The organism is Blautia argi (assembly GCF_003287895.1).
Classification (GTDB): domain Bacteria; phylum Bacillota; class Clostridia; order Lachnospirales; family Lachnospiraceae; genus Blautia; species Blautia argi.
This window is the reverse complement of the sequence record NZ_CP030280.1, coordinates 828,563-853,913: the sequence shown is the minus strand read 5'-3', so window position 1 is coordinate 853,913 and position 25,351 is coordinate 828,563. Positions and strand designations below refer to the sequence as shown.

Below are 25,351 nucleotides of genomic sequence, written 5' to 3'. Positions count from 1 at the left end.
TTCTTCCTTTCTGTTTCATTTTTCTTTTACATTAAAGGTGCAAACATACGAAGCACCTTTCCAATGACACGCATGTACAGCTTTTGCTTCTTATAATCTGCTGCCTGCATTTTCATACATTTTTTCAGCGTATCCTGAAAATCCCGCTCTATGGCAGCAATCTGGGAATTTTCATACAAAAAAGCTCCGCACTCAAAATGATGGAACAGGCTTCTGTAATCCAGATTAATGGTTCCTACCACTGCCTTTGCATCATCTGCCACAAATACCTTTGCATGTACAAAGCCCGGCTCATATTCATAAATCTTCACACCAGCTTCCAAAAGTTCATTGTAATATGTTTTTGCCACTGCAAAAGCATAGATTTTATCCGGTATATGAGGCATAATAATAGATACGTCAATACCTCTCTTTGCCGCATACGTCAGCGCCATAATCATTTCATAGTCCAGAATCAGATACGGCGTCATGATATGTACATAATGCTGAGCAGTATTTAAAATATCCAGATACACCTTTTTTCCCACGCGTTCCTTACCGTAAGGGCTCACTTCATAAGGTATGACAAAGCCATCATTGGCCATGGAAAACTCCTCCGGAGTTTTGTATTTCAAATACTCTTCTTCTTTTGTTTCTGTTACATTCCACATTTCCAGAAACATGTAGGTAAAACGTTCCGCAGCCTTTCCCTTCAGCCGCACAGCTGTGTCCTTCCAGTGTCCAAAGCGCACCTTCCTGTTAATGTATTCGTCTGCCAGATTCGTTCCTCCGGTAAAGGCAACCTTACCGTCAATCACCATAATCTTTCTGTGATCCCGGTTGTTGTAATAAGTGGAGAAAATTGGCCTGATGGGTGCAAACATCTTGCACTGAATTCCTTCTGCCTGTAGCACCTTGGGGTAAAAATACGGCAACAGTGCCAATACGCACATGCCGTCATACATAACCCGGACCTCCACGCCGCTCTTTGCCTTCTCTTTCAGAATTTCCAGAATGCTGTTCCACATTTCTCCTTCTTCCACAATAAAAAACTCCAGGAAAATAAATTTTTCAGCTTTTTTCAGTTCTTCCAGCATATCCTCAAACTGATAATCCCCCAGAGGATAATAGGTCACCTGCGTGTGATCATAGACCGGACAATTATCGTACTCTTCCATATAGTCTGCAAAATGCCCCATCTGAGGATTTTTCTCCTTTAAACGCGCCTTGACAGCTATATTCTGAGGTGCATACTGCTTTGTATAGGCAGACAGACTCCGCAGACGGCGAAACAGCATTTTCGTTCCCAACTGAGTATCCACATAAATATAGAACAAAGCCCCAAATACAGGGAAAATAATCAGGGGCAGCATCCACACCAGCTTAAATTCCGGACTTCCGCTGCTGTTAAACAAATGCAGTACCACACTGACACTTAAAATCACAAAAATCAAATAAAAAATATAACTGTATTCCCTAAGCCACACATAGATAGAGGTAAGAAGGGCAAACTGAATCAAAAAAGCCAGCACCACAATCAGCGTTCTTCCAAAAAATAATGGTTTTTACACCCTTCATTCCCTTTTTCTTAATTTCGCTTGTTTTTATCATAGGTTTTTCACTCTCCTGACAATTTCAGAAAATCTGCTTCTGCTAAAATCGGTATTCCCAGTTCCTTAGCCTTTTTATTTTTAGAAGAATTAGAGGTTGTATCATTGTTAATCAGAAAATCCGTCTTTTTTGTCACACTTCCTGTCACCTTTCCACCTCTTTGTTCAATATATTCCTTCAATTCTGCTCGATTGGAAAAATGACTCACGCTTCCGGTAATGACAAACTGCTTTCCGTCCAAAGAAAGATTTTCCTCCCGTTTCACTTCTTCCAGTTCCAGATGTGACAGCAGATGCTTTAATTTTCTTATGTTTTCCTCATCTGCAAAATAGTCTGTGCAGGCCTTTGCAATCACAGGGCCGATTCCTTCAATGGCGCTGATATCCTCTGCAGAAGCCTTTATCAGCCGTTCCATGTCATACTGAAACTCTTTACAGATAAGTTTTGCATTTGCCAGTCCGATATTAGCAATTCCCAGACTGTACAAAAGGCGGGGCATGGTTGTATGCCGGGCTGCTTCCAGGCTTGCCATAAGATTTTCAAAGGATTTTTCCCCAAATCCTTCCATTTTAATAATCTCGTCCTTATACCTGTCTATCTCAAAAATATCTCCAAAATCCTTGATAAAGCCCTTTAAAATAAATTTTTCCAGGGTTGCCTCAGAAAGCCCGTCAATGTTCATGGCATCTCTGCTGACAAACAGGGTAAAGGATTTAATTTTTTTTGCCTGACATTGGGGATTCATACAGTACAGAACCTCTACGTCATTAGTTTTCTGTACTCTTGCCTCTTTTTTGCACACAGGACAGGTATTGGGAATTTTCAGGTTTCTGCTTCGGGTCAGATTTTCCGCAATCTGAGGGATAATCATATTTGCCTTATACACCTGTATTTTATCTCCGATTCCCAGCTCCAGCTCTTTCAAAATACTGATATTGTGAACACTGGCACGGCTCACTGTAGTTCCCTCCAACTCCACAGGGTCAAAAATCGCCACGGGATTAATCAGGCCTGTCCTTGATGGACTCCACTCAATTTCCCGAAGGGTGGTTTCCCGAAGCTCGTCCTTCCACTTAAAGGCATAAGCATTTCTTGGAAATTTAGCAGTGCTTCCCAGAGAATCTCCGTAAGCAATATCATCATACAAAGCCACCAGACCGTCTGAAGGAAAATCATTTTCTCCTACCTGATAAGCAAAATAATCCATGGCTTTATCCAGAGTTGCCCCTGTCACTGCCCGATATTCTACCACCTCAAAGCCCTGCTCCTTCAGCCATAAAAACTGCTGCTCTCTGGAATTTTTAAAATCCACACCCTCTGCCTTTACCAGAGAAAATGCGTAAAAATTCACATTTCTTTTTGCAGTAATTTCATTATTCAACTGGCGCACAGAACCACTGCACAGGTTTCTGGGGTTTTTGTATCTGGCATCAATATCTTCAATCTGTGCATTAATCCTCTCAAAATCAGAATAGGTAATAATCGCTTCTCCCCGCAGCACCAGCTCACCCTTATATCCTATCTGCAGGGGAATATTTTTAAACACTCTTGCATTGTTGGTAATAACCTCGCCCACAGTTCCATTTCCTCTGGTAACTGCCTTTAACAGTTTTCCATCCCTGTAAGTCAGCACAATCGTAAGACCGTCCAGTTTCCAGGAAAGCAGGGTCTTATGTTCTCCCATAAACTGGCGCAGCGCCTCGATATCCTTTGTCTTATCCAAAGAAAGCATAGGCGTTTCATGTGCTTCCTTAGGCAGCTCCTCCAGCGCCTCATATCCCACAGAAACTGTGGGACTTCCTGCCAGAGTGATGCCTGTCTTAGCTTCTAATGCTGCCAGCTCATCATACAGCTTATCATATTCAAAATTGCTCATGATTTCCCGGTCTTCCTGATAATATGCCTTCGCAGCTTCTGTCAGAAGAGGAATCAGCTCTTTCATTCTCTGCATGTTATCCATTTTTCTTTAAACCTCCGTTTTTGCCTGCTTTTCCTGTTTTCTTTTTCCATGAGGAAGGGGTTCTGTATTTACCTGCATTTTTCACAGGCTTTCCCCCTGCATATCTTTCCTTCTCTCTTCCCTCTTGTCTTGATTTTTGACTCTTTTCCAGAAGCTTATGCAATTCGGACAGTTCCTCCTGTGTTGCCTCCCGATATTGCCCTACCGGAAGTTCTCCCAGTTCCAGATTCATAATGCGAACTCTTTTCAGCCGCTTCACCTCATATCCCAGATATTCACACATACGTCGTATCTGGCGATTCAAGCCCTGGGTCAGCACAATGCGAAATTCCGTATTTCCCACACGCTCTGCCAGACATTTTCTGGTAACAGTTCCCAAAATAGGAACCCCCTCTCTGATTTTCCGCATAAATTCTTCTGTCACTGGCTTATTCACAGTCACTACATATTCCTTTTCATGGAAATTTCCTGCTTTCATCAGCTCCTGCACCAAATCTCCCTGATTTGTCAAAAGCAAAAGTCCCTCTGAATCCTTATCCAGCCTGCCAGCATAATAGACACGCAGAGGATAATTCACATAAGAAATCACATTTTTCTTTACCCGCATGTCTGCAGTACACTCAATTCCTCTGGGCTTATGAAAAAGCAGAAGCACTTTTCTTTCCTGCCTCTGAATTTCTTTTCCATCTATGCATATACGGTTATGCTCCTCCACCTGGCTTCCCAGCATGGCAGGCTTTCCGTCAATGGAAACTCTCCCCGATTCCACCAGCCGGTCCGCCTCCCTCCTGGAGCATACCCCTGCATCACTCAAAAATTTATTTAAACGCATATTTTCCCTCATTCTTATCAATCTGCAGCAGCAAGCCGATAGTTCTTATCGGCTTGAATTGCACAACGTGCAATTATTATACCATATTTCCCCCTCCAAAGGAAAGTTTTCTTGGGAAGCGGTTGCTATTTTCCACGGATTCAAGTTATAATAGTAAGGAAAACAAAAATTTCTACAGACAAAAGAGGAGATCTCATGAAGATAACAAAAAAAGGTGTTTTTCTTACTGTGTTTATCCTTCTTCTAGGCGGATTTCTTATTTTGGCTCCTTCTTATACTTTTGTGGCAGTGAAAAATATGATGACAGCACATGAAAACAGAGAAGAAGCTTTAAAAGAAGACCACTGGGTTTATAATCAGACAGGGCGACGCTATGTTTACCACGATGGTTCTGTCATTCAAAATGACAGCAAGGTGCTGGACAATGTCACTTATTATTTTGACGCAAAAGGCTATGTCAAAACCGGATGGGTACAGGACAAGGGCAAGCTTTTTTACCGAAGCCCTGACGGTTCTCCTGTTTCCGGCTGGTTTGAAGACGAAAACGGGAAATATTATCTGGAAAAAGACGGTTCCCCAAAAATTGGCTGGGCAGACATTGATAAGAAAAAATATTACTTCCAGAGCAACGGCGCTATGGCAACCGGAATGATGGAAATTGAAGGAAAGCAGCATTTCTTCCATGAAGACGGCAGTGTATCCTCAGGCTGGACGGACTACGAAGGAAAGAAAATATTACTGTGATGACACCGGTGCTTTCACACTTGGCTTTAAGGATATTGATGGCAAAACCTATTTCTTCCGGGAGGACGGTACCATGGCTACCGGCTGGATTACAAACGGCAAGGCTCGCTACTATATGAAGGAAGACGGTTCTAAAGTAACCAATGCATGGATTGAAGAAGAAGGACAGAAGCATTTTGTAGACAAGGATGGCAAAGAATTAAAAGGCTGGATTACTGTAAGCGGTAAAAAATACTTTATTAATGATGACGGTATTCTGGCAGGTTCCGGCTGGCTGAAACAGGATAATAAATGGTATTTTATCGATAAAGATGGCAGTTCCAGAACCGGACTTTTCCAGGAAAGCGGCAAGTGGTATTTCTTGACTTTAGAAGGCGAATTAAAAAACGGCTGGGTAGAACAAAACGGCAAAAAATACTATCTTGCAAACTCACAGCTTATGACAGGCTGGAGAAAAATCGACAATAAACAGTATTATTTCAATGAGGACGGTACCATGGCTACCGGTTGGATTACCATTGATGGCAAGTCCTATTTTCTGAAAGAGGACGGAAGCCTGGATTCCAAGGCAGTGAAAAAATAGCCAAAGAGAGAACCTTTACTTTTGGGTCAGGGTTCTCTCTTTTCTGTTCTTCGCCATGATTTTTGTGTTACAGAAAGTTTCCAAAACGCAAAACACCGACAGGTTATTATCCCTGTCGGTATCCACGTCCTTTCTTCAATTTCACATTACTTTTATCTTACTGCAGCAAATCTGCATATATATAAGCTTCCTGTCCTTTATACTCAACCTTAATCCAGCCATCTGAACTGTTTTCCAGTTTCTTCACCTGTTCTCCTGCTTCCAGTCTTCCTAATATCTGTGAACTGGTATTGGCATCAGCTCGGACATTACAACTCTCCTTTGCAGTAAGCATATCTCCATTATCTGCCATCTGTGCTGTATTGACTTCCTGACCCAGCTTTTCCTCAAATGCCTTTAACTCTGTATCCGATGCAATTGCCTCATTCAGCTTTTTCTCTACTTCTTCAATCAGAACCACAACATCTTTTTCCTGTCTGGTCTTTTCAATACATTCCTGAACCTCGGCATCGCTGCTATCATTGTGAATCCTGTATTCTCCGTCCTTGTCCTTATAAACATAAAGTTCTGACAAGCCCGGCGCTGCTGTCTTTATGTCCTTAAACTTCAAATCATAGGAAGCAAAAACAACGTAACTGTCTTTCTCCAGTCCCGGTTTGGTATAAACCACAACATTTTCATAGCTTTCGATATAGGATGCACTGTTTACCTTTGCCTCATCTGTGGAACTAAAATTGTCAGTCAGCGCCTTCATCTTGGTGACATCTTTCTGTCCCCATGCTGTATAAAAGGACTCAATCAGGGCATTTACTTCAGGGTATGCATTCTTTTCAAGAGCATTCTCATCTTCCTGTTTGGCAGACTTTTCTTCCTTTGCCTTATCGGAAGCTGTGGAATCTTTCTTTTGCTCTGTCTTTTTTTCCGTATCCTTTGCTTTTCCTTCAGAGGAACCGCCGGTCAAAGCCCGGATTCCGAAAAACAATACGACAAGAACAAGCAGAATTGCCAGACCCAGAAGAATATACCTCAGATTATCTGAGAGCCATTCTCTGAAATTGTCTAACATATCTTTCCTCCTTATATTCCCTTATCCTTATGCTCTCCCCAAAGCACGAAACACACCCGGAGGGAATCGAACCCCCGACACGTGGTACCGGAAACCACTGCTCTATCCCCTGAGCTACGAGTGCCTGTGATTGTTACATCTTGGTTATCATACCACACATTTTCCAAAATGTAAAGACCTCTACTCATTTTTGGGATATGCCGTCCCATTTTCTGCAAAAACAGGACGGTCCTCCCCACTTCTACATCATAAGCGCCTCCTTTTCCCTGTCATAATAATAAACTTCATAGGAAAGAATCTCCTCCTCTTCTACCTGGTTTTCATTGACTTCTTTTACCATTCGCTTTAATTCCATACGGGAATACTGTCCCATATCCGGAACCAGAATACATTCATGAACACTGCTTGGCAGGATATAGAAATTGTTTCTCAAAAGGCCTGCAATATGCTTTAAGGCATGGGGATAGAGGATAACCGCTGCCCCAAAGTATTTTTCTTTGTTGGTAAGCACATACATCAACTCATCTCTTTTAAAGGACGCTGGGTCATTGCCGCTGAGTTCTGCTATCAGGGCTTCCATGCCCTGCAGCGTATAAGGCAGCTTTTTACCGGCATTTACCACAGCGTCCTCCAAAAGGCGGTGTTTGGTAATCCCCCAGTTTTCCAGATTAGCGTCCCGAATTAAAACCGTGGCGCCGTGAAAGCTGCCGCCCTCTACACGGTAATAAAAGACCACTGCCAAATCCAGATATTTTATATGAGGCATCTTTTCCAGACGCTTCTCATTCATTTTGTAATTAATCAATTTATAGTAAATATTTTTTCTGGCAATTCCATAATCCTCAAAATCCTTGAGAGAAAAATCCACAGCATTTCTCTGCTCCTCCTCAAATTCCAGAATTTCCTCTGCCAGCTCTTCCATAGAATCCCCATTTTCCCACTTTTTGTAAAATTCCGCCGGGTAGAACATAGGCGCCATACTGCTGTCTTCCCTGTGAATCATCAGTCCGTCTAACATCACCCCCATTGTTTTTCTCAATTTTACGCAGAGAAACCTTTGTCTTATCCCCGGCCATTTCCTTTACAGCCTGTAAAAGCTCTTTTTTAAATGTTTCATACCCCATAGTGCATATTCCTTTCTTTGTTTGATTTCTATAAATCAGCGTGGGAAATACACCTGGACAAACTTTCCCCGCTGCTTTATACACTTTTTGTTTTGCATTTTACCTTGCGTGTGGAAAATCCTTCACGAATGTGTGTGAAATTCATAAAAATAAGAAATGTAAATAGAATTTTAAATTTTATTTCTTTACTGCCATGCCGACAGCACCAGAAAAACTTCTGATGTCTGCCGACACAGCCTGTTTTCATAAAACTGTCCCTTTTGTCTTTTATGTGGCTTATACTCTGGACAGATATTCTCCTGTTCTTGTGTCGATTTTAATTACATCGCCCTGGTTTACGAACAGAGGTACATATACAGTAGCGCCTGTTTCTACAGTAGCAGGTTTTGTTGCACCCTGTGCTGTGTTTCCGGCAAATCCCGGCTCTGTATCTGTGATTTCCAGTTCTACGAATAATGGCGGTTCAATCGCGAATACGCTTCCGTTATAAGAACATACTTTTACGTTTTCGTTCTCTTTTACGAATTTCAGAGAATCGCCTACAGTATCCTGGCTGATAGCAATCTGATCATAAGTTTCATTGTTCATGAAGTTATAGAGATCGCCGTCATTGTATAAATACTGCATATCCACACGTTCAATACGAGCCTGTGGGAATTTTTCAGTTGGTCTGAAAGTTTTTTCAATAATTCCACCACTGATAACATTTTTTAATTTTGTTCTAACGAATGCAGCACCTTTACCTGGTTTTACATGCTGGAATTCCATAATCTGTACTACGTTACCATCAATTTCCAGTGTAAGACCGTTTTTAAAATCGCCTGCTGATATCATAATGATATTCCTCCTTATTTCGTCCATTGGGAAAACCCGTATTTTTTCCACTGTACTTCATTTTATAATACATTGAAGCAATTTTCAACTGTTTTTTCGCTTTCTTTGCTCTTTCTTATAAAAATACAGGACGATTTTCTCCAGTTTTCTCTTTAATACAATCTGAATCTCTTCTTTTGGGTGAATAGGCTTTACCAGAATATTATAAATCCCGGTTCTCTTTGCCCCATACACATCAGTAAAAAGCTGGTCGCCCACAAACACCGTGTTCTCAAGTGTGGTTCCCATCAACTCCATGGCCTTCCGATAATTTTTCCGTGAAGGCTTATGGGCATTTTCAATAAAGTGCACCTGAATATTTCTGTTAAAGGAGCTGACACGCTCATACTGATTATTCGACAGCAAACAACACTGAAATCCTGTGTTTTTCAGCCTTTTAAACAGAGCCTCTGCCCTCTCATCTGCCGGCTCTCCATGAGGAACCAGTGTATTATCAATGTCAAAAATAACTCCTCTGTACCCATTTTTGTAAAGAGCTTCAAAATCTATGAGATAAGTAGAATCCAGATATTCATCTGGAAAAAATTTCCGAAACATACTTTCTTCCTTTCCTGTACCTGCTGGATAAAGCAGGGTGTTTTCTCTATGGTAACAGGTACAGGCAGGGTTTGTCAAATTATCTATCTTCTGTCCTTTAAAGGCTCATAAGTCTGCTCTTCCAGTACGTTTTTATAAGCCGGACGGATAATTTTATCTGTGTTAATCAGTTCCTCCATGCGGTGTGCGCTCCAGCCCACAATACGGGCAATGGCAAACATAGGAGTATACAACTCTAACGGCAGTCCCAGCATACTGTAAACAAAGCCGCTGTAAAAGTCCACGTTGGCGCTGACCCCCTTATAAATACGGCGTTCTCTTGCGATTACCTCCGGGGCCAGACGCTCTACTTTAGCATAAAGCTCGTAGTCCTTCATTCTGCCTTTTTCCTCAGCAAGCTGGCGGACAAATTTCTTGAAAATCTGGGCTCTGGGGTCGGAAATGGAGTAAACAGCATGCCCCATACCATAAATCAGTCCCCGTTTATCAAAGGCTTCTTTATGTAATAATTTTGTCAGATAATCCACAATCTCCTCTTCATCTTCCCAGTCCTTTAAAGTTTCCTTCATATCCTGGAACATACTGACCACCTTAATATTGGCGCCACCGTGCTTTGGTCCCTTCAGGGAACCAAGGGCAGCTGCTATGGCAGAATAAGTATCCGTGCCAGAAGAAGATACCACATGCGTAGTAAAGGTGGAGTTATTTCCTCCGCCATGTTCCATATGCAGTACCAGAGCCAAATCCAGAATTTCTGCTTCCAGAGATGAGTATTTTTTGTCAGGACGCAACATCAGCAGAATATTCTCTGCGGTAGACAGATTTTTTTCAGGATTATGGATATAAAGACTGTCGTCCAGATTGTAATGTTTATGTGCCTGATAGCCATATACGGAAAGCATGGGAAAAACACTGATAAGATTAATGCACTGGCGCAGAACATTGGGAAGGGAAATATCTTCCGGATTTTCATCATAGGAATACAGAGTCAGCACACTTCTGGAAAGAGTGTTCATCATATCTCTGCTGGGTGCTTTCATAATCACATCCCGGACAAAGTTTGTGGGAAGTGTTCTCTGTGTTGCCAGAATCCTGCAGAAGTCCTTCAATTCTTCCTGATTGGGCAGACGTCCGAATAAAAGCAGATACGTTGCTTCCTCAAAACCGAAACGTTTTTCGTCCAGAAAGCCCTTGGTCAAATCCTCCACATTAATTCCCCGGTAATACAACTCGCCTTCACAGGGAACCTCTTCACCGTCAATCACTTTTTTTGAAACAATATTGGAAATCTGGGTCAGACCTGCCAAAACGCCCTTTCCGTTAATATCACGAAGTCCCCTCTTGACATCGTATTTCGGATACAGGGACGCGTCGATCCGGCTGTTTTCTTTACAGATTTCTGTAAGCATTTCAATTTCCGGAGTAACATTCATATTAAAATCAGACATTTTGATTCCCCCTTATCTTTTTTCACTTTAGCGTGATAATATTTTACCACACAGATAAGGGGGTGACAAGAAAATTTTTTGTTAAATTTTTCTGAATTGTTTCTTTATTTGAACTTTTATTACTTGAGATTTAATTTTGCCAGGGCATCGGCAAACGCATTGTTTATCGGCTCCTGGGCTTCTTTTTTCTGTTTGTTCAGATAGCGCTGTACGTCCTTTTTGCTGACACCTGCGCCTTCTTTTTCTCTTCTTTGCCGGAAGCTGGAAAGCTTTTCCTTGTATCCGCAGGTATTACAGATAAAGGTATCTTCTTTCCCTTTTACATACATCTCCATTTTTCTGTGGCAGTTGGGGCATCTGGCATTGGTTAGCCTGGAAATCGTTTCTCTATGTCCGCATTCTCTGTCCTGGCAGACCAGCATTTTACTGTTTTTACCGTTTACGGACAACATACGTTTACCACACACCGGACATTTGGTATTCGTCAGATTATCGTGGCGGAAGGTTCCCTCTCCAGTCTTGATTTCCCGGATAATCTCCTCTGTATAACCCCGGATTTCTGTGAGGAAACGATCTTTTTTCAGTTTGCCTTTGGCAATATCAGAGAGCTTCATTTCCCAGTCTGCCGTAAGCTCCGGCTTCTTCAAATCCTCAGGAACCAGCTCTAAAAGCTGTTTCGCCTTAGAGGTCAGATAAAGATCGTTTCCTCTTTTTTCCATCAAAAAGGTATGGAACAGTTTTTCAATAATATCCGCCCTTGTGGCAACGGTTCCCAAACCGCCTGTTTCCCCCAGGGTTTTTGCTGCTTTTGCGTCTGCATGTTCCAGATATTTCACCGGATTTTCCATTGCAGACAAAAGTGTTGCCTCGGTAAAAGGCGCAGGGGGCTTCGTCTTGCCTAAAGTCAGTTCCGTTCTCTCGATTTTCAGTTTTTCTCCTTCTTTTAAATCTGAAAGTTTCTGAAAACCTTCCTCCTCCTGGTCTGCAAAGCCGTCCTCATAAACCGCCTTCCAACCCGCCTGCTTCACGATTTTCCCTTTTACCGTAAAGGTTTCTCCCGCTGCAGTGGCCTTCATGGTAGTCTGCTCATACTCAAAAGGCGGATACAGAACGCTGAAAAATCTCCGCACTACCAAATCATAAATCTTCCGCTCTTCGTTTGTCATATGGTCTAGCTGTACAAACTGTTCTGTGGGAATGATTGCATGGTGGTCACTGACCTTCGTATCATCTACAAAGGACTTGGATACCTTCACGGGCTTCATGGAAAGAGACCCTGCAATGGAACGATAAGGGCCTACGGCACAGGCTTTCAGTCGCTCCTTTATGGTTGGCACAATATCACTTCCAATATACCTGGAATCTGTTCTGGGATAAGTCAGTACCTTATGGTTCTCATACAGACGCTGCATAATATTCAGGGTTTCCTTCGCAGAAAAGCCAAAACGTTTGTTGGCATCTCTCTGTAGTTCTGTTAAATCATACAGTCCCGGCGCATAAGTTTTCTTCCGGCTTTTTTCCACGGAAACTACCTGCAGCAAGTCTGCCTGCACAGCCCCTTTTCGCTCTTCCATGGCTTCCTTCTGAAAAGAACGTGGGCTGCCGCTTTTCTTATCCTGCCATACCCAACGGGCCTTTCCGGCAAGAAGCGTCAATCCATAGTAATCCTGCGGCTTAAATTTTCGAATCTCTGCTTCTCTTGCCGCAATGATTGCAAGGGTCGGGGTCTGCACACGGCCGCAGGACAGCTGAGCATTATATTTACATGTCAAGGCTCTGGTAGCATTGATTCCCACCAGCCAGTCGGCCTCTGCCCTGGCAACTGCAGCGTCATAAAGGGGGCGGTACTCTCTTCCGTCCCTCAGATGCATAAAGCCTTCCCGGATTGCCTTATCTGTCACCGAGGAAATCCAAAGACGCTTTATGGGCTTCTGGCAATGGGCTTTCTCCAGAATCCATCTGGCAACCAGCTCCCCTTCTCTTCCGGCGTCCGTGGCAATAATAATCTCTCCCACATCTTTGCGGTAAAGCTGTGTCTTCACTGCCTGATACTGCTTTGCGGTCTGCTTGATTACCACCAGCTCCATTTTTTCCGGCATCATGGGAAGGACTTCCATCTTCCATTCTTTGTATTTTTTATCGTACTCTTCCGGGTCTGCCAGGGTGACCAGGTGTCCCAGCGCCCAGGTTACAATATAGCGTTCCCCTTCCAGTGCACCGTTCAGTTTTTTGCTGCATTTTAAAACACGGGCAATATCCCTTGCCACAGAAGGCTTTTCTGCTAAAACCAGCGACTTCATACGCCTGCCTCCTGCATATCCTTTCCAAAGAAAGCCGTTGTCTTTTTCACCTTTTCCATTAATCCGGCAAAGCTTTCCGGTGTCAAAGACTGTTTTCCGTCACACAGGGCTTTTTCCGGATTGTTATGTACTTCAATCATCACGCCGTCTGCGCCTGCTGCAATAGCTGCCATAGTCAGAGGCTCTACCATAAAGCGCAGTCCCGCTGCATGACTTGGATCTACAATTACAGGCAGATGGGTCTTGGATTTCAACATGGGAATTGCAGAAATATCCAGGGTATTTCTCATAGAAGTTTCAAATGTACGGATTCCCCTTTCACAGAGAATGACCTTTTTCGTTTCCTCCTGCCATAATATATTCTGCGCTCATAAGAAGTTCCTCCAGGGTATTTGCCATTCCCCGCTTCAAAAGAATGGGCTTATCTACCTTTCCCAGTTCCTTTAAAAGTTCAAAGTTCTGCATGTTTCTGGTACCTACCTGAATCACATCTACGTCCTCAAACAGCGGAAGATGCGCGGTACTCATGATTTCGGTTACAATGGGAAGTCCGGTTGCTTTTTTTGCCTCCAAAAGCATCTTTAAGCCCTCATCTCCCAGTCCCTGGAAAGAATACGGAGAAGTCCTGGGTTTAAAAGCGCCTCCTCTTAAAAGACCTGCTCCCGCCTTCTGTACATCAAGGGCAACCTCGGTCATCTGCTCTCTGGTTTCCACAGAGCAGGGACCTGCAATTACCTGAAAAAATCCTCCGCCGATTTTTCTGCCTGCCACCTCTATGACCGTGTCCTTTGGGTGCATATCTTTATTCGCCTTTTTGTATGGTTCCTTGATTCTCTTTACAGCAGCTACTACGTCCAACGCTCCCAGCCACTCAGCGTCTACCTCTGTAGTATCTCCTACCAGACCGATAAGAGATGTATTTATGCCATCAGAAAGATGAAGCTGCAGTCCCATTTGAACAAGTTCCTGTTTCAGGGCTTCTACTTTTGTTTTTTCTGCCCCTTTTTTCAATACGATAATCATGGCTTTTTCCTCCTGTTTTTTACACTGCAAAAGTAGCCTTATCATATATCTGTACCCTGAATTTGTCAACAGCATTTTAATAATTTAAAGCGTGTAAGTGCATAATTTTTAAATCCCTGTAAAAACCGCCTTTTTGTATTGTGATATCTCCTGTCTTATATTATAATTATTTTAAGAATTTATCTATTTTTTCAGAATTTTTGCAAATAATGGGAAAAGCATATGGAAAATACAACCAGACTCCACAGCCAGTTGGCGCATAAGGTCATTCAGGAGGTGCAAAAAGCCGTCATTGGAAAAGAAGATCCCGGTGTAGAAAAAACCACTATGGCACTTGCCTTTCCCAGAGCTTTAAGCCTGAAAGAAAAACGCCTGACCTTTACCCCTGATGTACTGCCCAGGGACGTACAGCGTATTTTTACCGACGTATGCGTATATCGCATTTTCCTAACCTCCAAGGCGCGAATCAGCCAGGTAAGCGCACGTTCTGTTCTGGAAGAAATTTTAAAAACGGTTCCCGCGCCTTCTGTACGAACAAAACCGTCCTGAAAAATCGGAAAGGAAGATGTGTATTATGGCCGTTCATTTTCTCACGTTTATCGCTCTTTTCCTCTGCCTGTATCTGGCAGTTTTATATCAGAACCTTGCTGCCTGTGCAGTCTTTTTGTTTCTGGGCATTTATCTGATACTGGCGTTTTGTCAGCTTTTTTATCTCTCCCGTAATCTGCAGTTTGAGATTGTCCGGACATCTGCCTCAAAATCTCCCATGGCTGAATCTGTCTCACCATCTGTAATTTACAAGAAAAGCCCTGTCAGACACAGAAGCTTACTTTCTCTGTAAGAGTAAAGGGGGAAACACAGCTTTGCGGCACACTGGAAATTAAGCGCCGGAAACGACTGTCTTTTGGTTCGGGACCTGGGTATACCGGAAAGCTTTCTCATGCGGACGGAAACGGATTTTGATTTCTGCACCACCCTTTTCTTAAATACAAAACTGGAATTTTATAAAAACAAAAAGCCGGAAAGTCTACAGGCTTTACCTCCCATTTAAGAGAGCAAAGACAAGACAACGACAGAAAGGAGAAGCCATGAAAAAAGGGAAAAACACACCTGTTCGGATTCATATAAACCCTGTTCCCTCCCCTGATGGGTCTGTACCTTTTGCAGGCTGGTTCTGCCTGTTCTTTTTCTGCGATCTGGGATTCTTTTTAAGCTGTAAGGAAATCCACGGTTCTTCTGCTTCTCTCTTTCTCTGCATTGTTGCAATTTTGATTCTTTCTCTGTACTTTACCCTGTGGACAGCAGCCCTTGGGCTGGACAGAAAAAGGGCAGGATTCCGATTCTCTGGGCAGTTCTTCTTCTCCTGTGCTGCAGACGGAGCGGGAATTTATCAGCACCTCTGCGCCTGTTTACCTCAGAGGTTTTACCGGACACCAGTATGAAAAGGCCAACCCCATATGAAGTGAAGGGGTTTGGCTTTTTTGTTTTCCTTATTTATTTAAACTATTCCACCGGTCAGACCGCTTCTCTGCTCCCCTTCCCACAAAAAAAGGCACATATCCCGTGTCATGTACACGATGGTATGCACCTCTGATATTGATTACTTATTTTCTGATCCACTCTTCCTCCTGAAAAAACTTACAAACCATGACCTTTGTTGCTCCTCTCATTTGCAGTGAAATCAAAGGTCTCATATCATATCTTATTTCAAAAGAATCTGAAAGTTTGCTTTGAGGATAACATCTCATAGCCTCCCACAAACATTCTTCAAACCACTTCCCTCCTCTTGAAAAATTCCCCTGAAAAATAACTACTTCTGGATCAAAATTCACTACAATGTTTTGTAAAGCCGCACTAAATATCCACGCTGCTTTTTTTACAATTTCTCTAGCAAAGACATCTCCCTTATTTGCTTCACTAAAAATATCCATTAATTTCAAGTCATCCCGAAATTCATAGAGGCTGCTTTCTCTAAGCTTTTCCTTTTGTGCGAAAACATTACTTACTATAGTTTTCTCACTTATCTGATTTGAAAATAATGCTGTATCTGCATTCGTATATGGTTTCACATCTGACTGCGAAATAACCATCATTCCTATCTCACCGATCATTGAATTTCTACCATGTAAAATATGACCCTTATCAATATAGCATGCTGATACACCAACATCTGTATAAAGCACAGCCACACGTTTTTGTTCATACGCAGGATTATCTAATACTTCCGCACAAGCTGCCATCCTTGCTACATTATCAATCGCAATCTCCTTTTCTGGAAATCTTTCCTGAAGCATCTCCTTTAGAGGAACATTATACCCCCACTCTGGCGTCAATGCGGAATATTGAAGAACCCCTGTGGTTATATCCAAAAATCCGCCCATACACAGGGATACTCCATATAACAGTTCACGCCCATCTTCTACTTTTTCAAATAATAAATCAGAAATATACTCTACCTTATCAAAAAAAGTATTCACATCTTCCTTCCTGTTATATGGTATATATTCTTTTGCAATCAAATTATTCTTCAAATCATAAAGAGATGCAACCATTTCTTCGGCACACAATCCAATACATAGAATATAACGTTTCATGCAAAAACAGAATAATTCTGGTTTCTTTCCTCCAATTTGGGTAGAATCTCCTTTTCCTACTGATTTTAAAAGTCCACACTCTGTAAAATGATTAATGGCTTTCATCACTGTTGCCCTGCTGATTCCAGTCATCGCAGACACATCATTTGCTGAAAGAGCTTCTTCTCCACGGAATGTATTTAATATTGTAAGATAATTTTTTTGCCGAAGTGTTGTTGGAAGTGCAGCCTTTCTCTCTTTCTCCACAGTCTTCTGCTCCTTTCAAATCATAGTTATGCATACATAATACACTAAAATAAGTTATAACACAGTTATTATATTTTTGTACAATAACCATATTATAACTTATCTTTTTTTGTTGTGCCACAAATTTTATATCTATTTACAGCACACTATTTTTTCCAACGAAACAATAAAAGCCCTGCAAGAATCAGCACTCCTCCAATTCCATTTTGAAAGGATAATGTTTCTCCAAGTATCCAATATCCCAGAACCGTTGCAATGAATGGTGTCAAAAACATAAAATTGCTGACACTGGATGTCTGTGGTGCAAGACTTAATGCTTTTGCCCAGCAAACATATGCAACTGCACTTGAAAAAATCCCCATAACACCTATACACACCCACGATACCGTTGATAGCACTCCAATCACACGCCATCCCTTTGGAGCAAATATGCACAGAAAAAGGAAGCCACAAAAAATGCTATATACAGATACCTGAAGTGCCGTATATCTTTGTGTTAATTTTCTTTGAACCAGATTATAGAAGCTTAAAATCACTGCTGCTCCCAGAAGCCATAGTGTTCCTGATGTTATTTCCATTTTCCCTGGTTCAAAAACTAAAATCAGTACACCTGTAAATGCAAGAATAATCCCATTCCACTGCACCCTCATAATCTTTTCTTGCAACAGAATTCCCGAGAGAATAGCTGTGAACAGCGGAACTGCCGCAATGATTGTACTGCTCACAGCTGATGTTGTCTTTGCACATCCCAGATTAAAGCATACCGTGTACAGAAAAAAACCGAGCCCGCCACTTAAAAAGAACCACGGAATATCTTTCTTTGCTGGTAATGACAGCTTTTTCCAGCATACAATTACCAGCAAAACACTTACAGCTATAAAATATCTCAAAAATGCCAGTTCAAAGGTGGATATTTCCTGCATGACGATTCCCGTCAGTACATTAGAAAAAGCCCAGCATGTTACCGTGATCAATGCGTAAATTGAATATTTTTCTTTCATAGCAGGCCCTTCAGAAGTTCATAGCTGCAGAAAGAGTTGTATCTCCCTGCGGAGCAGCCTCTGTGTACTTTATTCTTTTAATTTCCAAGCTTTCGCAAAATTCCTCCAGTTTTCCACTGTTTGAAAGCTGCTGCTCCGCTTCTCTTTGGCAAGCCACTCTATTTCCGGTAAGCACCTGATTATAAAACAACTTTGTTTCTTCGGAATATTTTGCCGGATGAAGGATATTAATATACTGCTTACCTTCTTCAAAACCCTCAAACCACTTATTATATGCCTCTGCATCCTTCTCTAAGGATTCACTCCCGTCTAACACCGGCTGATGTTCCTGTGCGAAAGTATAGAACCACCGCTGGTCAATCAGGCCTTTTTTTCTTGCAAACTCTGTAAGGGCTTCTTTTAACCCTGGAACAACTGCATCTGGAAGCATATGGGTATCAATATACTCTACTGTCAGTCCAAAAGTGGTTAATTTATCCAGCTGTGCTGAAATCTCCCGGATACACTCTATCGTCTTTGGCATTCGTTTTTCAAAAAGCATCGGATGCATTGCAAATTTCCCCTTTTCATCTACAAGCGAAGAAATTTCTTTTGGATTTAAAATGCTATGATAGTCAATCTTTTCCCACTCACTGTTAAGCGTTGCATGGAGCCCAATACAGATACTTTTCTTTTTTCTTAGTTCTTCCAGTTCTTTTGCATCCTTTTCAATATATGGTGCTACAGCCATGCAAGATACATTTTTAACATAATCTCCTTTTTTTATAGCCTGAAAAATTGCACCATCTGCTGCAAAAGCACTCCCAAAGTCATCCATTCTTGTAATCAGATTTTTCATGCTTCCTGCCCTTTTCTTTCTTCAAGTTCTTTCATAATGGTATCATATTTTTTATCAAGATCGTATATGTAGATGATTGCGAATTCAATGATGGTAAACACAAGCGGAACAAAAAGGAATAACCCTGATACACTTCCGATTGCCTTTTCTGACTGTACAGCGGCCATTCCACTGAAACCAGCAATCGACATAATCCCTCCTAATAAAGCAGTAACCAGCCCCTGTCCGACTTTCTGTCCTGCACCATTCGCCCCCATCAGAGCCGCCTGGCTTCTAATTCCGGTTTTCCAATGACCATACTCAATTGAGTCTGCAAGCATTGGCTGATACATAGTTGCTGCACAGCTCTGTCCTATGCTCTTCATTACTGTCGCAGCCAAGATTACCGGCATAGATTTGGGAATCAATATAATTAAAATACACCCAATCATCTGAATCCCTACTCCGCTTAACATAATTGTTCTCTTTCCAAATTTTTGACTCAAAGGAAGAAGTACAAATCCACAGACCAGAAGCGGCATGGTATATGCCATATTCATAACACTTGCAATATTAATATCTCCAAGAATATACTGTGCATAATAGGTATGCATCTGAAGACTTGCCACATATGCTCCGGCTCCGACAATTACGATGCCAAGAATTTCAAACCAGTATTTATTTTTCAGAATACTCTTTAACACAACAGCAAATGGAACCTTTGCTTCTTTTTCCCCAACAATCTTATCTGGATTTACACGTTCTTTACACACAATTCCTGTTACAAAAAGGAAAATTGCACTCAGCACAGAATAAATACATGCTGCGATAATCCATGCCTTTTGATTTCCTCCCAATTTTGTTACAATCCCCAATGTAACACTTGAAATAATGATAGTCATAATACTCTGTCCAATACTACTCCATACAAACAGCCCTGTTCTCTGCTTCGTATCTCTTGTCATGTAAGTAGGAAGACTAATCACGGCCAGCTGCATGATTGTATAAATGACAGTCTGTGAAATATTATAACTCAGGAACACATAGATCAACTGTCCTGTTGTACCTACTTCCGGTACCGTAAATAAAGTTAAAATACCAATTGCTCCAAATATTGCAATCCTCAAGACCCATGGACGGCATACACCATATTTTGTTCTTGTTTTATCAATAATACTTCCAAAAATAAGATCTGACACACCATCAAAAATCTTGGAAACAAGAATAATCCCTCCTATCAGACCTGCATCAAGCCCTATAACATTCGTATAAAAATACACAAGGAAACTTGAAATCAGTGCAAACAGCGGCACTCCTCCCATTCCACCAAGCATAAATGCAATTTTTTCTCCGATTCCTATCTTTTCTTTATATTTTGTTTCCATTTTTCTCCTTCATACACCTTGTATGCAACCTGCACTTCACTTTTACCCTTTGCTACTTTACACAAAATAATACTTCTTCTACTATTTTTTCTGGTGTCCAGCCTTCAAATCCGGCGATTACGCCGTCTGCTTTTCTGAGAATCTTTGCATCCCCAATCCCAACCGTTTTCATTCCACCTTTGTGAGCAGCTTCAATTCCTGCCGTCGAATCTTCAAACACAATACAGTTTTCTGGATTAATATGCATCTTCTTTGCACCTTGCAAAAAAACCTCCGGATCTGGTTTTGCCTTCGTCACCATCGTTCCGTCAACGATCACATCAAAGGCCTTTTGTAATTCCAGCCGTTCTAAAATAAGCTTGGAATTCTTACTTGCTGATCCTAATGCAATACAATCTCCCCCCTTCCTGATTTTTTCCAGAAATACTCTGACCCCGGGCAGCACTTCATCCTTTTTCATCTGTTTTATATAATCGACATAAAGCTTGTTCTTTTTCTCACACCATTTGGCCCGTTCTTCTGATTTCATATCTAATCGATTTCCGACTTCCAAAATAATTTCAAAAGATTTTTCTCTGCTGACGCCCTTCAGCCTTTCATTTATTTCTTCTGTAAATGGAATCTCTAATTCATCTGCGATTGTTTTCCATGCCAAATAGTGATATTTGGCTGTATCTGTAATTACTCCATCTAAATCAAATATAAATCCCCACATCGTTTTATCTCCCTTGTCCGCAAAATGCATCAACCGGACTCTTTCCTTTAAAATCACTTCTTCCGCACAGCTTATCTATCAGTGCTTTTCTTGTAAATTCTGTATTACAGTATGTATTAATATAAGCAGGAATCATTGGTGCATCCAGCAAATGATATGGATTTGCTGTACTAATCATGATTGTCGGTACTTCTTTTACAAACCATGGCTGGCTGTTACTTCCATGCATGGTATTCCATGCCAGACGGTTCGTCACATAGTTACTTTTATTTTCCATATCTACAACATAAACAACCAGATCATATTTTTTCTTAAACTCTGATACTTTCTCTGCCGCAAATCCTTCTGGCGGATCTTCCTCATAAAGTTTTACGCAGAATCCTTCCTTTTCAAAAAGCGATACATACTGCTGTTCAAGCAGTTCACGATTATCATTCGTAAGAATATGTAAATAAATTTTCGGATATTTTCGTGGGTCCAACGGAAGGATTTCCTCTTCTTCTTTTACAAGCGTAATTCCCCTGTCCGCACAGTCCGCAGCCATCTTACGATGTGTTTCGCATCCTATCACTTCATCTTCACACTTCTGAATAAGTACCCCGTTTTTCTTTTTTTCAGATAATTTCAAAGCCTGTTTCAATCCAAGAATTCTTTTTACCGCCTCATTTAATCGTTTATTACTGAGAATCCCTTTTTCGTATCCTTTTAACATGAACTCAAAATCTTCTTCCAGCGATCGGTTAAACAAAAAGATATCACAGCCACTCTCTATTGCTGTCGGTACAGCAAGTTCTCTCGGCATTGCACTGCAGAACCCGATCATTTGAGTCGCATCTGTTGAAATCACACCATTAAAACCAAGCTTTTTGCGAAGGAGTTCCTGTAGGATTACAGGTGAAAGTGTAGCGGGCCGAATTATTTCTGTGCCCTGTCCAAATTCTTTTTCGTAAGCCGGAAGTGCAATTTGTCCCACCATAATTGACAGCAGTCCAGCATCTATCAGGCTTTTATAAATTTTCCCATAGGATTCATCCCATGCTTCACAAGATAAACTATTGATACTCGTAACAATATGCTGGTCTCTTTCATCCACACCATCTCCTGGAAAATGTTTTGCTGCCGCTGCCATACCATTTTCCTGTATTGCCTTTACATACTCTAAAGCCATCTTTCTGACACGTTCTGGGTCAGAACCATAGGTTCTGATATTAGTGATCGGATTACGAAAATTAAAATCAATATCTGCGACCGGAGCAAATGCCCAATTGCATCCGCATGCGGTTCCTTCTTTTGCACAGACAGTTCCCAACTCATAAGCCCGCTCCGGTTGTTCTGTTGCTGCCACTAACATCTGACATCCGTAATCCGTTCCATCGCCTGCGATTCCTGTACCGCCACTTTCCAGATTTGCAGCAAGCAATAGTGGAATTTTGCTTTCTTCCTGCAGATATCTGTGCGTTGCTGCCATATCGCTCCCGTTTTTTACCGCACGATACATCATTCCGCCAACATGCTTTCCCAAATACTCTTTTTGCAATTCATCTCTTTCCTCTGTCAGACCAATGGGACAAAATAATTGTCCAATCTTTTCTTCCAGGGACATATTCTGCATCGTTTGCTCTACCCACTTAATCTGTTCATCCGACAAATAAAATGGCTTGACTTTTAAATCAATCATTATGGTACACACTTTCTTCTTCTGAAAATACAAAAGAAGCGACTCCTTTCTCTACTCTGTATAATTTTCCATAGTTCAGAAATGGATTTGGAACTGCCTGATTGTCTGGCGGAAAACCAAATCCAGCGGTATTCGCAAGTACCTTTGCTGTTCCATTGATAATTTCTTCATCCAGTGCGATGTAATCATTCAGATAATCATCGGGATACAGTGGCAATCCATTATGTGCCGGCCAGATCCAATCGTAATCTTTTCTTTTTGCTTTCAGTTTATACATATTTTCTCTATGTCTTTTTGCAAGTTCTTGCAAACTAATCGCTTCGTTACGGACAAATAAAATTACCTGCCCAGCCTCAATTTCATCTCCTCCAAATAAACTTCTGGTTTTTCTATCCAGCAATGCAATACTGCCTTCGCTATGAGCAGGAATCGGAATCACTTCTACTTTCCGTTCTCCCAGATCAATTTCTTCTCCTCCTGAAAGAAAATGAATCTTATAATCCGGATAAAGTTTTTGTGCAAACCATTCTTTATAGATTCCCGCAAATGGTTCCTTCGCATGGACTGATGCCTCCTTTGTCATCCAAGCCTCAGGCCAACAAGCATTTCCACCGGTGTGGTCAAAATGTCCATGCGTGTTCACCACCATAATTTCCTTCTCTGTTATTTCTTCAACCACTTCACGCACATTGCCTTCACAGCTACAGGTATCAATCAGCATTGCCTTTTCTTTTCCGATCAAAAGGTAAATGAAATTTCCCCATCCATCTGTAATGCACCAAGTGTCTGGCATAATTTTCCATTTTCCATATATTTTTCCGTTTTCATTCACATTTGTATTTTGCATCATATTTACCTCCCTCATTTATGCATTAACTATTTTTTGTGGATTATAAATGATATTGGCTATCCCGCCATCTTCCCTCATTTGATTTTCCAGCATTTTGTGAGCTACTTTATAATCACCTCCCATAAAAAAATGAAAATCTTCTTTATCATCCATTCCATTTATAACCTCATTACAAACTTCTATCATCTGTTCCAATATTTCTTTTGGAATATCTTGTCCCGGTCCGTGCGAAAGCCAAATGCTATCATACAATTCTTCATTTTTTTGAAATTCTATCAGCACGTTCCTGTAAGTTTCCACAGATTCCGCCTCTGTATCAAATAAAAAGACGCTTGGATTGCATGCATCACCAAATAATATGCTTCTTTCTTCACAAAATAGCATGCACATACTCCCTGGAGTATGACCTTTCATTGATAATGCCTGTACGGTTATTCCTCCCAGATTAAATTTCATCCCTGACTGTAGTTCTTTATAAGAACCCCCTCTTGTTCTTTGAAACTCAAGCGAACAAATCTCCTTCTCATCAATTTCAGGATGCAGCATTCCTACGGTAATCTGCGTATATGCTTTTCTATTTTCTAAACTGCAATGTGTCAATGACAGTTCCCAATCTGAGCTGTTCAAATACACTTCGTGAAACTGATCTGCCCCTCCGGCATGATCCATATGCCCGTGTGTGCACACGACAGTCAATGGTTTTTTTGTAAGTTGTTCTACATACTCCTTCAGATTTCCAACCCCACACCCGGTATCAATCAGAAGTGCCTTATCATCCCCCTCGGCCAGATACATATGTGTTCCTGTACATTCTGTTATTCTTGTAACATGTGGTGAAATCTTTTCCGAACTAAAAATTTCCATTTTTTCTTCTCCCTTTTTAGTTACGATATATTGTTTTATAACTTAATTTTATAATATACTTTCATTTCACAAAAAGTCAACTATTATTTTTGTTTCTTTTCCTTTTTATGAATTTATACCAGTTTTCAGCACTTGCTTTTGTCAACTTTTTATATACATAAATCAAATAGCACGTAGAATTTCAAATATATTCTAAGGAAAGATAGGCTGGAAAATAGAATGCTGCTTTTCTATTTTCCAGCCTATCTTGATCAATTCCACAGAACAACTTCATGTGGAAATCTCTTATATTTTTGCTCTTCATAAACAATATTTACACGAATAACCCTGCAGGGATTTCCGGCAGCTAAACTATATGGGGGAATGCTTCTGGTTACAACACTTCCTGCCCCAATCACGCTTCCTTACATTTCTTTCCTCCGGCAAAAATGGATGCATGGGCGTTGCCAGGGTAACATTTGGCCCAATCGGCGCCGATGTGCCAATAGGTATGACTGTTGGGGACAGCAATACACTCTCTCATAGTGCCTACACTTCCTTAACCAGTACCTGCTATCCTCTTTCCCTGGATTCTGCCCATGTTTTAGAATCCCCGGACCTTACTGACCAGCTTATGGAGGAGGTAAAAACCCTGCCTGTATATTCCTCTTTTCCCAAAAATCCGGGCTATCAGGATATCCGGGCTTCTGCTGAGGAAATCAAGAGTTTTCTCTCTTCTCACGCAGTCTATAGCCTGGAGCTTTCTTCTGTTCCCCAGGGAGAAAATCTGCTGTAACTATTCCTCTACGAAGAAAAAAAGGACTTTTGCGTACATTTTGCCACAGCAGGCACTCTCCTCTTCCGCATATATGGAATCCCTGCCCGGTATGTCAGCGGCTACGTCATAGCCCCGGATAATCCTGCCTCTGACCATCCTTCTGTGCAGAAGGAAAAAGACCAGACCCCCACAGAAACACCAAAAGACTCTAATACAGAAAAAAGAGCATTTTTATCTGTTATGACAAAAATACTCTCTTTCTTCCTTCTGTTTTTGCTTTTTAGCGCTCTGCTCTTTTCCCTGTTTTGTTTCCGCAGAGTCTTTCTCTGTAAAAAACGCATGG

The 25,351-nt window shown here is 41.4% G+C and carries 23 protein-coding genes, 1 tRNA gene and 1 pseudogene; 6 read left to right on the top strand and 19 right to left on the bottom strand.

Features of this window, described 5'->3' with window-relative positions:
* Nucleotides 1-26 precede the first annotated feature (26 nt).
* The 3 genes from cls to DQQ01_RS04255 all read right to left on the bottom strand — a co-directional run bounded on the left by cls (nt 27) and on the right by DQQ01_RS04255 (nt 4,382).
* Nucleotides 27-1,514 (bottom strand): cardiolipin synthase, encoded by a 1,488-nt coding sequence (cls, locus tag DQQ01_RS04265; RefSeq protein WP_242980571.1) that lies wholly within the window; start codon nt 1,512-1,514, stop codon nt 27-29.
* A gap of 83 nt (nt 1,515-1,597) precedes the next feature.
* Nucleotides 1,598-3,550 (bottom strand): NAD-dependent DNA ligase LigA, encoded by a 1,953-nt coding sequence (ligA, locus tag DQQ01_RS04260; protein WP_111918669.1) that lies wholly within the window; start codon nt 3,548-3,550, stop codon nt 1,598-1,600.
* Entirely contained in the window at nt 3,543-4,382 is an 840-nt protein-coding gene (locus DQQ01_RS04255) for a pseudouridine synthase (protein ID WP_111918667.1), read from the bottom strand. The genes ligA and DQQ01_RS04255 overlap by 8 nt, the downstream gene beginning before the upstream one ends.
* A gap of 195 nt (nt 4,383-4,577) precedes the next feature.
* Here DQQ01_RS04255 and DQQ01_RS16345 point away from each other — a divergent pair, with 195 nt between their 5' ends.
* Together DQQ01_RS16345 and DQQ01_RS16340 are read left to right on the top strand one after the other, a co-directional pair.
* Nucleotides 4,578-5,126, top strand: coding sequence for an N-acetylmuramoyl-L-alanine amidase family protein (locus tag DQQ01_RS16345; protein WP_242980566.1), 549 nt, complete (start codon nt 4,578-4,580; stop codon nt 5,124-5,126).
* Complete coding sequence (locus DQQ01_RS16340; protein ID WP_242980564.1) at nt 5,065-5,709, top strand: N-acetylmuramoyl-L-alanine amidase family protein; 645 nt, start codon at nt 5,065-5,067, stop codon at nt 5,707-5,709. The genes DQQ01_RS16345 and DQQ01_RS16340 overlap by 62 nt, the downstream gene beginning before the upstream one ends.
* Before the next feature lie 157 nt (nt 5,710-5,866).
* Here DQQ01_RS16340 and DQQ01_RS04245 read toward each other — a convergent pair whose 3' ends face one another.
* From DQQ01_RS04245 to aroF, 8 genes and pseudogenes are all read right to left on the bottom strand, one after another.
* Nucleotides 5,867-6,775 (bottom strand): SH3 domain-containing protein, encoded by a 909-nt coding sequence (locus DQQ01_RS04245; RefSeq protein ID WP_111918665.1) that lies wholly within the window; start codon nt 6,773-6,775, stop codon nt 5,867-5,869.
* Nucleotides 6,776-6,826: 51 nt separating this feature from the next.
* Nucleotides 6,827-6,899: transfer RNA gene (locus DQQ01_RS04240), tRNA-Arg, on the bottom strand.
* 117 nt (nt 6,900-7,016) lie between these two features.
* Entirely contained in the window at nt 7,017-7,802 is a 786-nt protein-coding gene (locus tag DQQ01_RS04235; RefSeq protein WP_242980562.1) for a DUF5688 family protein, read from the bottom strand.
* A gap of 373 nt (nt 7,803-8,175) precedes the next feature.
* Complete coding sequence (gene efp, locus DQQ01_RS04230) at nt 8,176-8,733, bottom strand: elongation factor P (protein ID WP_111918663.1); 558 nt, start codon at nt 8,731-8,733, stop codon at nt 8,176-8,178.
* An 84-nt stretch (nt 8,734-8,817) separates the two neighbouring features.
* Nucleotides 8,818-9,330 (bottom strand): YqeG family HAD IIIA-type phosphatase, encoded by a 513-nt coding sequence (locus tag DQQ01_RS04225; RefSeq protein ID WP_111920824.1) that lies wholly within the window; start codon nt 9,328-9,330, stop codon nt 8,818-8,820.
* Between the two features lie 83 nt (nt 9,331-9,413).
* On the bottom strand, nt 9,414-10,778 hold the full coding sequence (locus DQQ01_RS04220) for a citrate/2-methylcitrate synthase (RefSeq protein WP_111918661.1): 1,365 nt from the start codon (nt 10,776-10,778) through the stop codon (nt 9,414-9,416).
* Nucleotides 10,779-10,897: 119 nt separating this feature from the next.
* Entirely contained in the window at nt 10,898-13,078 is a 2,181-nt protein-coding gene (locus DQQ01_RS04215) for a DNA topoisomerase III (protein WP_111918659.1), read from the bottom strand.
* A pseudogene (gene aroF / locus DQQ01_RS04210) lies at nt 13,075-14,101 on the bottom strand (3-deoxy-7-phosphoheptulonate synthase). The gene DQQ01_RS04215 and the pseudogene aroF overlap by 4 nt, the downstream one beginning before the upstream one ends.
* 222 nt (nt 14,102-14,323) lie before the next feature.
* On the opposite strand from aroF, the gene DQQ01_RS18355 reads away from it, so the two are divergent.
* The 3 genes from DQQ01_RS18355 (at nt 14,324) to DQQ01_RS04195 (ending at nt 15,543) form a co-directional block, all read left to right on the top strand.
* The gene (locus DQQ01_RS18355; RefSeq protein ID WP_330407636.1) at nt 14,324-14,650 is read left to right on the top strand and encodes an AAA family ATPase; all 327 of its coding nucleotides are present in this window, start codon (nt 14,324-14,326) and stop codon (nt 14,648-14,650) included.
* A gap of 25 nt (nt 14,651-14,675) precedes the next feature.
* On the top strand, nt 14,676-14,942 hold the full coding sequence (locus DQQ01_RS04200; protein WP_111918657.1) for a hypothetical protein: 267 nt from the start codon (nt 14,676-14,678) through the stop codon (nt 14,940-14,942).
* 247 nt (nt 14,943-15,189) lie between these two features.
* Nucleotides 15,190-15,543, top strand: coding sequence for a hypothetical protein (locus DQQ01_RS04195; RefSeq protein ID WP_111918655.1), 354 nt, complete (start codon nt 15,190-15,192; stop codon nt 15,541-15,543).
* Nucleotides 15,544-15,705: 162 nt separating this feature from the next.
* On the opposite strand, the gene DQQ01_RS04190 is transcribed toward DQQ01_RS04195, so the two are convergent.
* The 8 genes from DQQ01_RS04190 to DQQ01_RS04155 all read right to left on the bottom strand — a co-directional run bounded on the left by DQQ01_RS04190 (nt 15,706) and on the right by DQQ01_RS04155 (nt 24,251).
* Nucleotides 15,706-16,941, bottom strand: coding sequence for an ROK family transcriptional regulator (locus DQQ01_RS04190; protein ID WP_111918653.1), 1,236 nt, complete (start codon nt 16,939-16,941; stop codon nt 15,706-15,708).
* A gap of 146 nt (nt 16,942-17,087) precedes the next feature.
* Entirely contained in the window at nt 17,088-17,942 is an 855-nt protein-coding gene (locus DQQ01_RS04185) for a DMT family transporter (RefSeq protein ID WP_111918651.1), read from the bottom strand.
* 10 nt (nt 17,943-17,952) lie between these two features.
* Complete coding sequence (locus DQQ01_RS04180) at nt 17,953-18,780, bottom strand: ChbG/HpnK family deacetylase (RefSeq protein WP_111918649.1); 828 nt, start codon at nt 18,778-18,780, stop codon at nt 17,953-17,955.
* Nucleotides 18,777-20,144, bottom strand: coding sequence for an MFS transporter (locus DQQ01_RS04175; RefSeq protein ID WP_111918647.1), 1,368 nt, complete (start codon nt 20,142-20,144; stop codon nt 18,777-18,779). The genes DQQ01_RS04180 and DQQ01_RS04175 overlap by 4 nt, the downstream gene beginning before the upstream one ends.
* A gap of 52 nt (nt 20,145-20,196) precedes the next feature.
* Nucleotides 20,197-20,859 carry a beta-phosphoglucomutase gene (gene pgmB / locus DQQ01_RS04170; protein WP_111920823.1) on the bottom strand — a complete coding sequence of 221 codons (663 nt, stop codon included), beginning with the start codon at nt 20,857-20,859 and terminating at the stop codon, nt 20,197-20,199.
* A 4-nt stretch (nt 20,860-20,863) separates the two neighbouring features.
* Nucleotides 20,864-22,570 (bottom strand): glycoside hydrolase family 3 protein, encoded by a 1,707-nt coding sequence (locus DQQ01_RS04165; RefSeq protein WP_242980559.1) that lies wholly within the window; start codon nt 22,568-22,570, stop codon nt 20,864-20,866.
* Complete coding sequence (locus DQQ01_RS04160; protein ID WP_162624238.1) at nt 22,530-23,279, bottom strand: MBL fold metallo-hydrolase; 750 nt, start codon at nt 23,277-23,279, stop codon at nt 22,530-22,532. Before DQQ01_RS04160 ends, DQQ01_RS04165 begins: the two co-directional genes overlap by 41 nt.
* Nucleotides 23,280-23,402: 123 nt before the next feature.
* The gene (locus DQQ01_RS04155) at nt 23,403-24,251 is read right to left on the bottom strand and encodes an MBL fold metallo-hydrolase (RefSeq protein WP_111918643.1); all 849 of its coding nucleotides are present in this window, start codon (nt 24,249-24,251) and stop codon (nt 23,403-23,405) included.
* Between the two features lie 436 nt (nt 24,252-24,687).
* Between DQQ01_RS04155 and DQQ01_RS04145 the strand changes: the two genes are divergently transcribed.
* A complete protein-coding gene (locus DQQ01_RS04145) occupies nt 24,688-25,026 on the top strand; it encodes a hypothetical protein (RefSeq protein ID WP_111918641.1) in 339 nt (112 codons plus the stop codon).
* Nucleotides 25,027-25,351 lie beyond the last annotated feature (325 nt).

Bases quoted from the DNA above. Each gene is read 5' to 3' on its own strand.
- DQQ01_RS04225 (WP_111920824.1), bottom strand. From the start codon at position 9,330: ATGTTTCGGAAATTTTTTCCAGATGAATATCTGGATTCTACTTATCTC.
- efp (WP_111918663.1), bottom strand. From the start codon at position 8,733: ATGATATCAGCAGGCGATTTTAAAAACGGTCTTACACTGGAAATTGAT.
- DQQ01_RS04215 (WP_111918659.1), bottom strand. From the start codon at position 13,078: ATGAAGTCGCTGGTTTTAGCAGAAAAGCCTTCTGTGGCAAGGGATATT.
- DQQ01_RS04180 (WP_111918649.1), bottom strand. From the start codon at position 18,780: ATGAAAAATCTGATTACAAGAATGGATGACTTTGGGAGTGCTTTTGCA.
- ligA (WP_111918669.1), bottom strand. From the start codon at position 3,550: ATGGATAACATGCAGAGAATGAAAGAGCTGATTCCTCTTCTGACAGAA.
- DQQ01_RS04195 (WP_111918655.1), top strand. From the start codon at position 15,190: ATGAAAAAAGGGAAAAACACACCTGTTCGGATTCATATAAACCCTGTT.
- DQQ01_RS18355 (WP_330407636.1), top strand. From the start codon at position 14,324: ATGGAAAATACAACCAGACTCCACAGCCAGTTGGCGCATAAGGTCATT.
- DQQ01_RS04175 (WP_111918647.1), bottom strand. From the start codon at position 20,144: ATGGAAACAAAATATAAAGAAAAGATAGGAATCGGAGAAAAAATTGCA.
- DQQ01_RS04255 (WP_111918667.1), bottom strand. From the start codon at position 4,382: ATGCGTTTAAATAAATTTTTGAGTGATGCAGGGGTATGCTCCAGGAGG.
- DQQ01_RS04235 (WP_242980562.1), bottom strand. From the start codon at position 7,802: ATGGGGGTGATGTTAGACGGACTGATGATTCACAGGGAAGACAGCAGT.
- DQQ01_RS04185 (WP_111918651.1), bottom strand. From the start codon at position 17,942: ATGAAAGAAAAATATTCAATTTACGCATTGATCACGGTAACATGCTGG.
- DQQ01_RS04145 (WP_111918641.1), top strand. From the start codon at position 24,688: ATGGGCGTTGCCAGGGTAACATTTGGCCCAATCGGCGCCGATGTGCCA.
- DQQ01_RS04200 (WP_111918657.1), top strand. From the start codon at position 14,676: ATGGCCGTTCATTTTCTCACGTTTATCGCTCTTTTCCTCTGCCTGTAT.
- DQQ01_RS04245 (WP_111918665.1), bottom strand. From the start codon at position 6,775: ATGTTAGACAATTTCAGAGAATGGCTCTCAGATAATCTGAGGTATATT.
- DQQ01_RS04155 (WP_111918643.1), bottom strand. From the start codon at position 24,251: ATGGAAATTTTTAGTTCGGAAAAGATTTCACCACATGTTACAAGAATA.
- DQQ01_RS04220 (WP_111918661.1), bottom strand. From the start codon at position 10,778: ATGTCTGATTTTAATATGAATGTTACTCCGGAAATTGAAATGCTTACA.
- DQQ01_RS16340 (WP_242980564.1), top strand. From the start codon at position 5,065: ATGAAGACGGCAGTGTATCCTCAGGCTGGACGGACTACGAAGGAAAGA.
- DQQ01_RS16345 (WP_242980566.1), top strand. From the start codon at position 4,578: ATGAAGATAACAAAAAAAGGTGTTTTTCTTACTGTGTTTATCCTTCTT.
- pgmB (WP_111920823.1), bottom strand. From the start codon at position 20,859: ATGTGGGGATTTATATTTGATTTAGATGGAGTAATTACAGATACAGCC.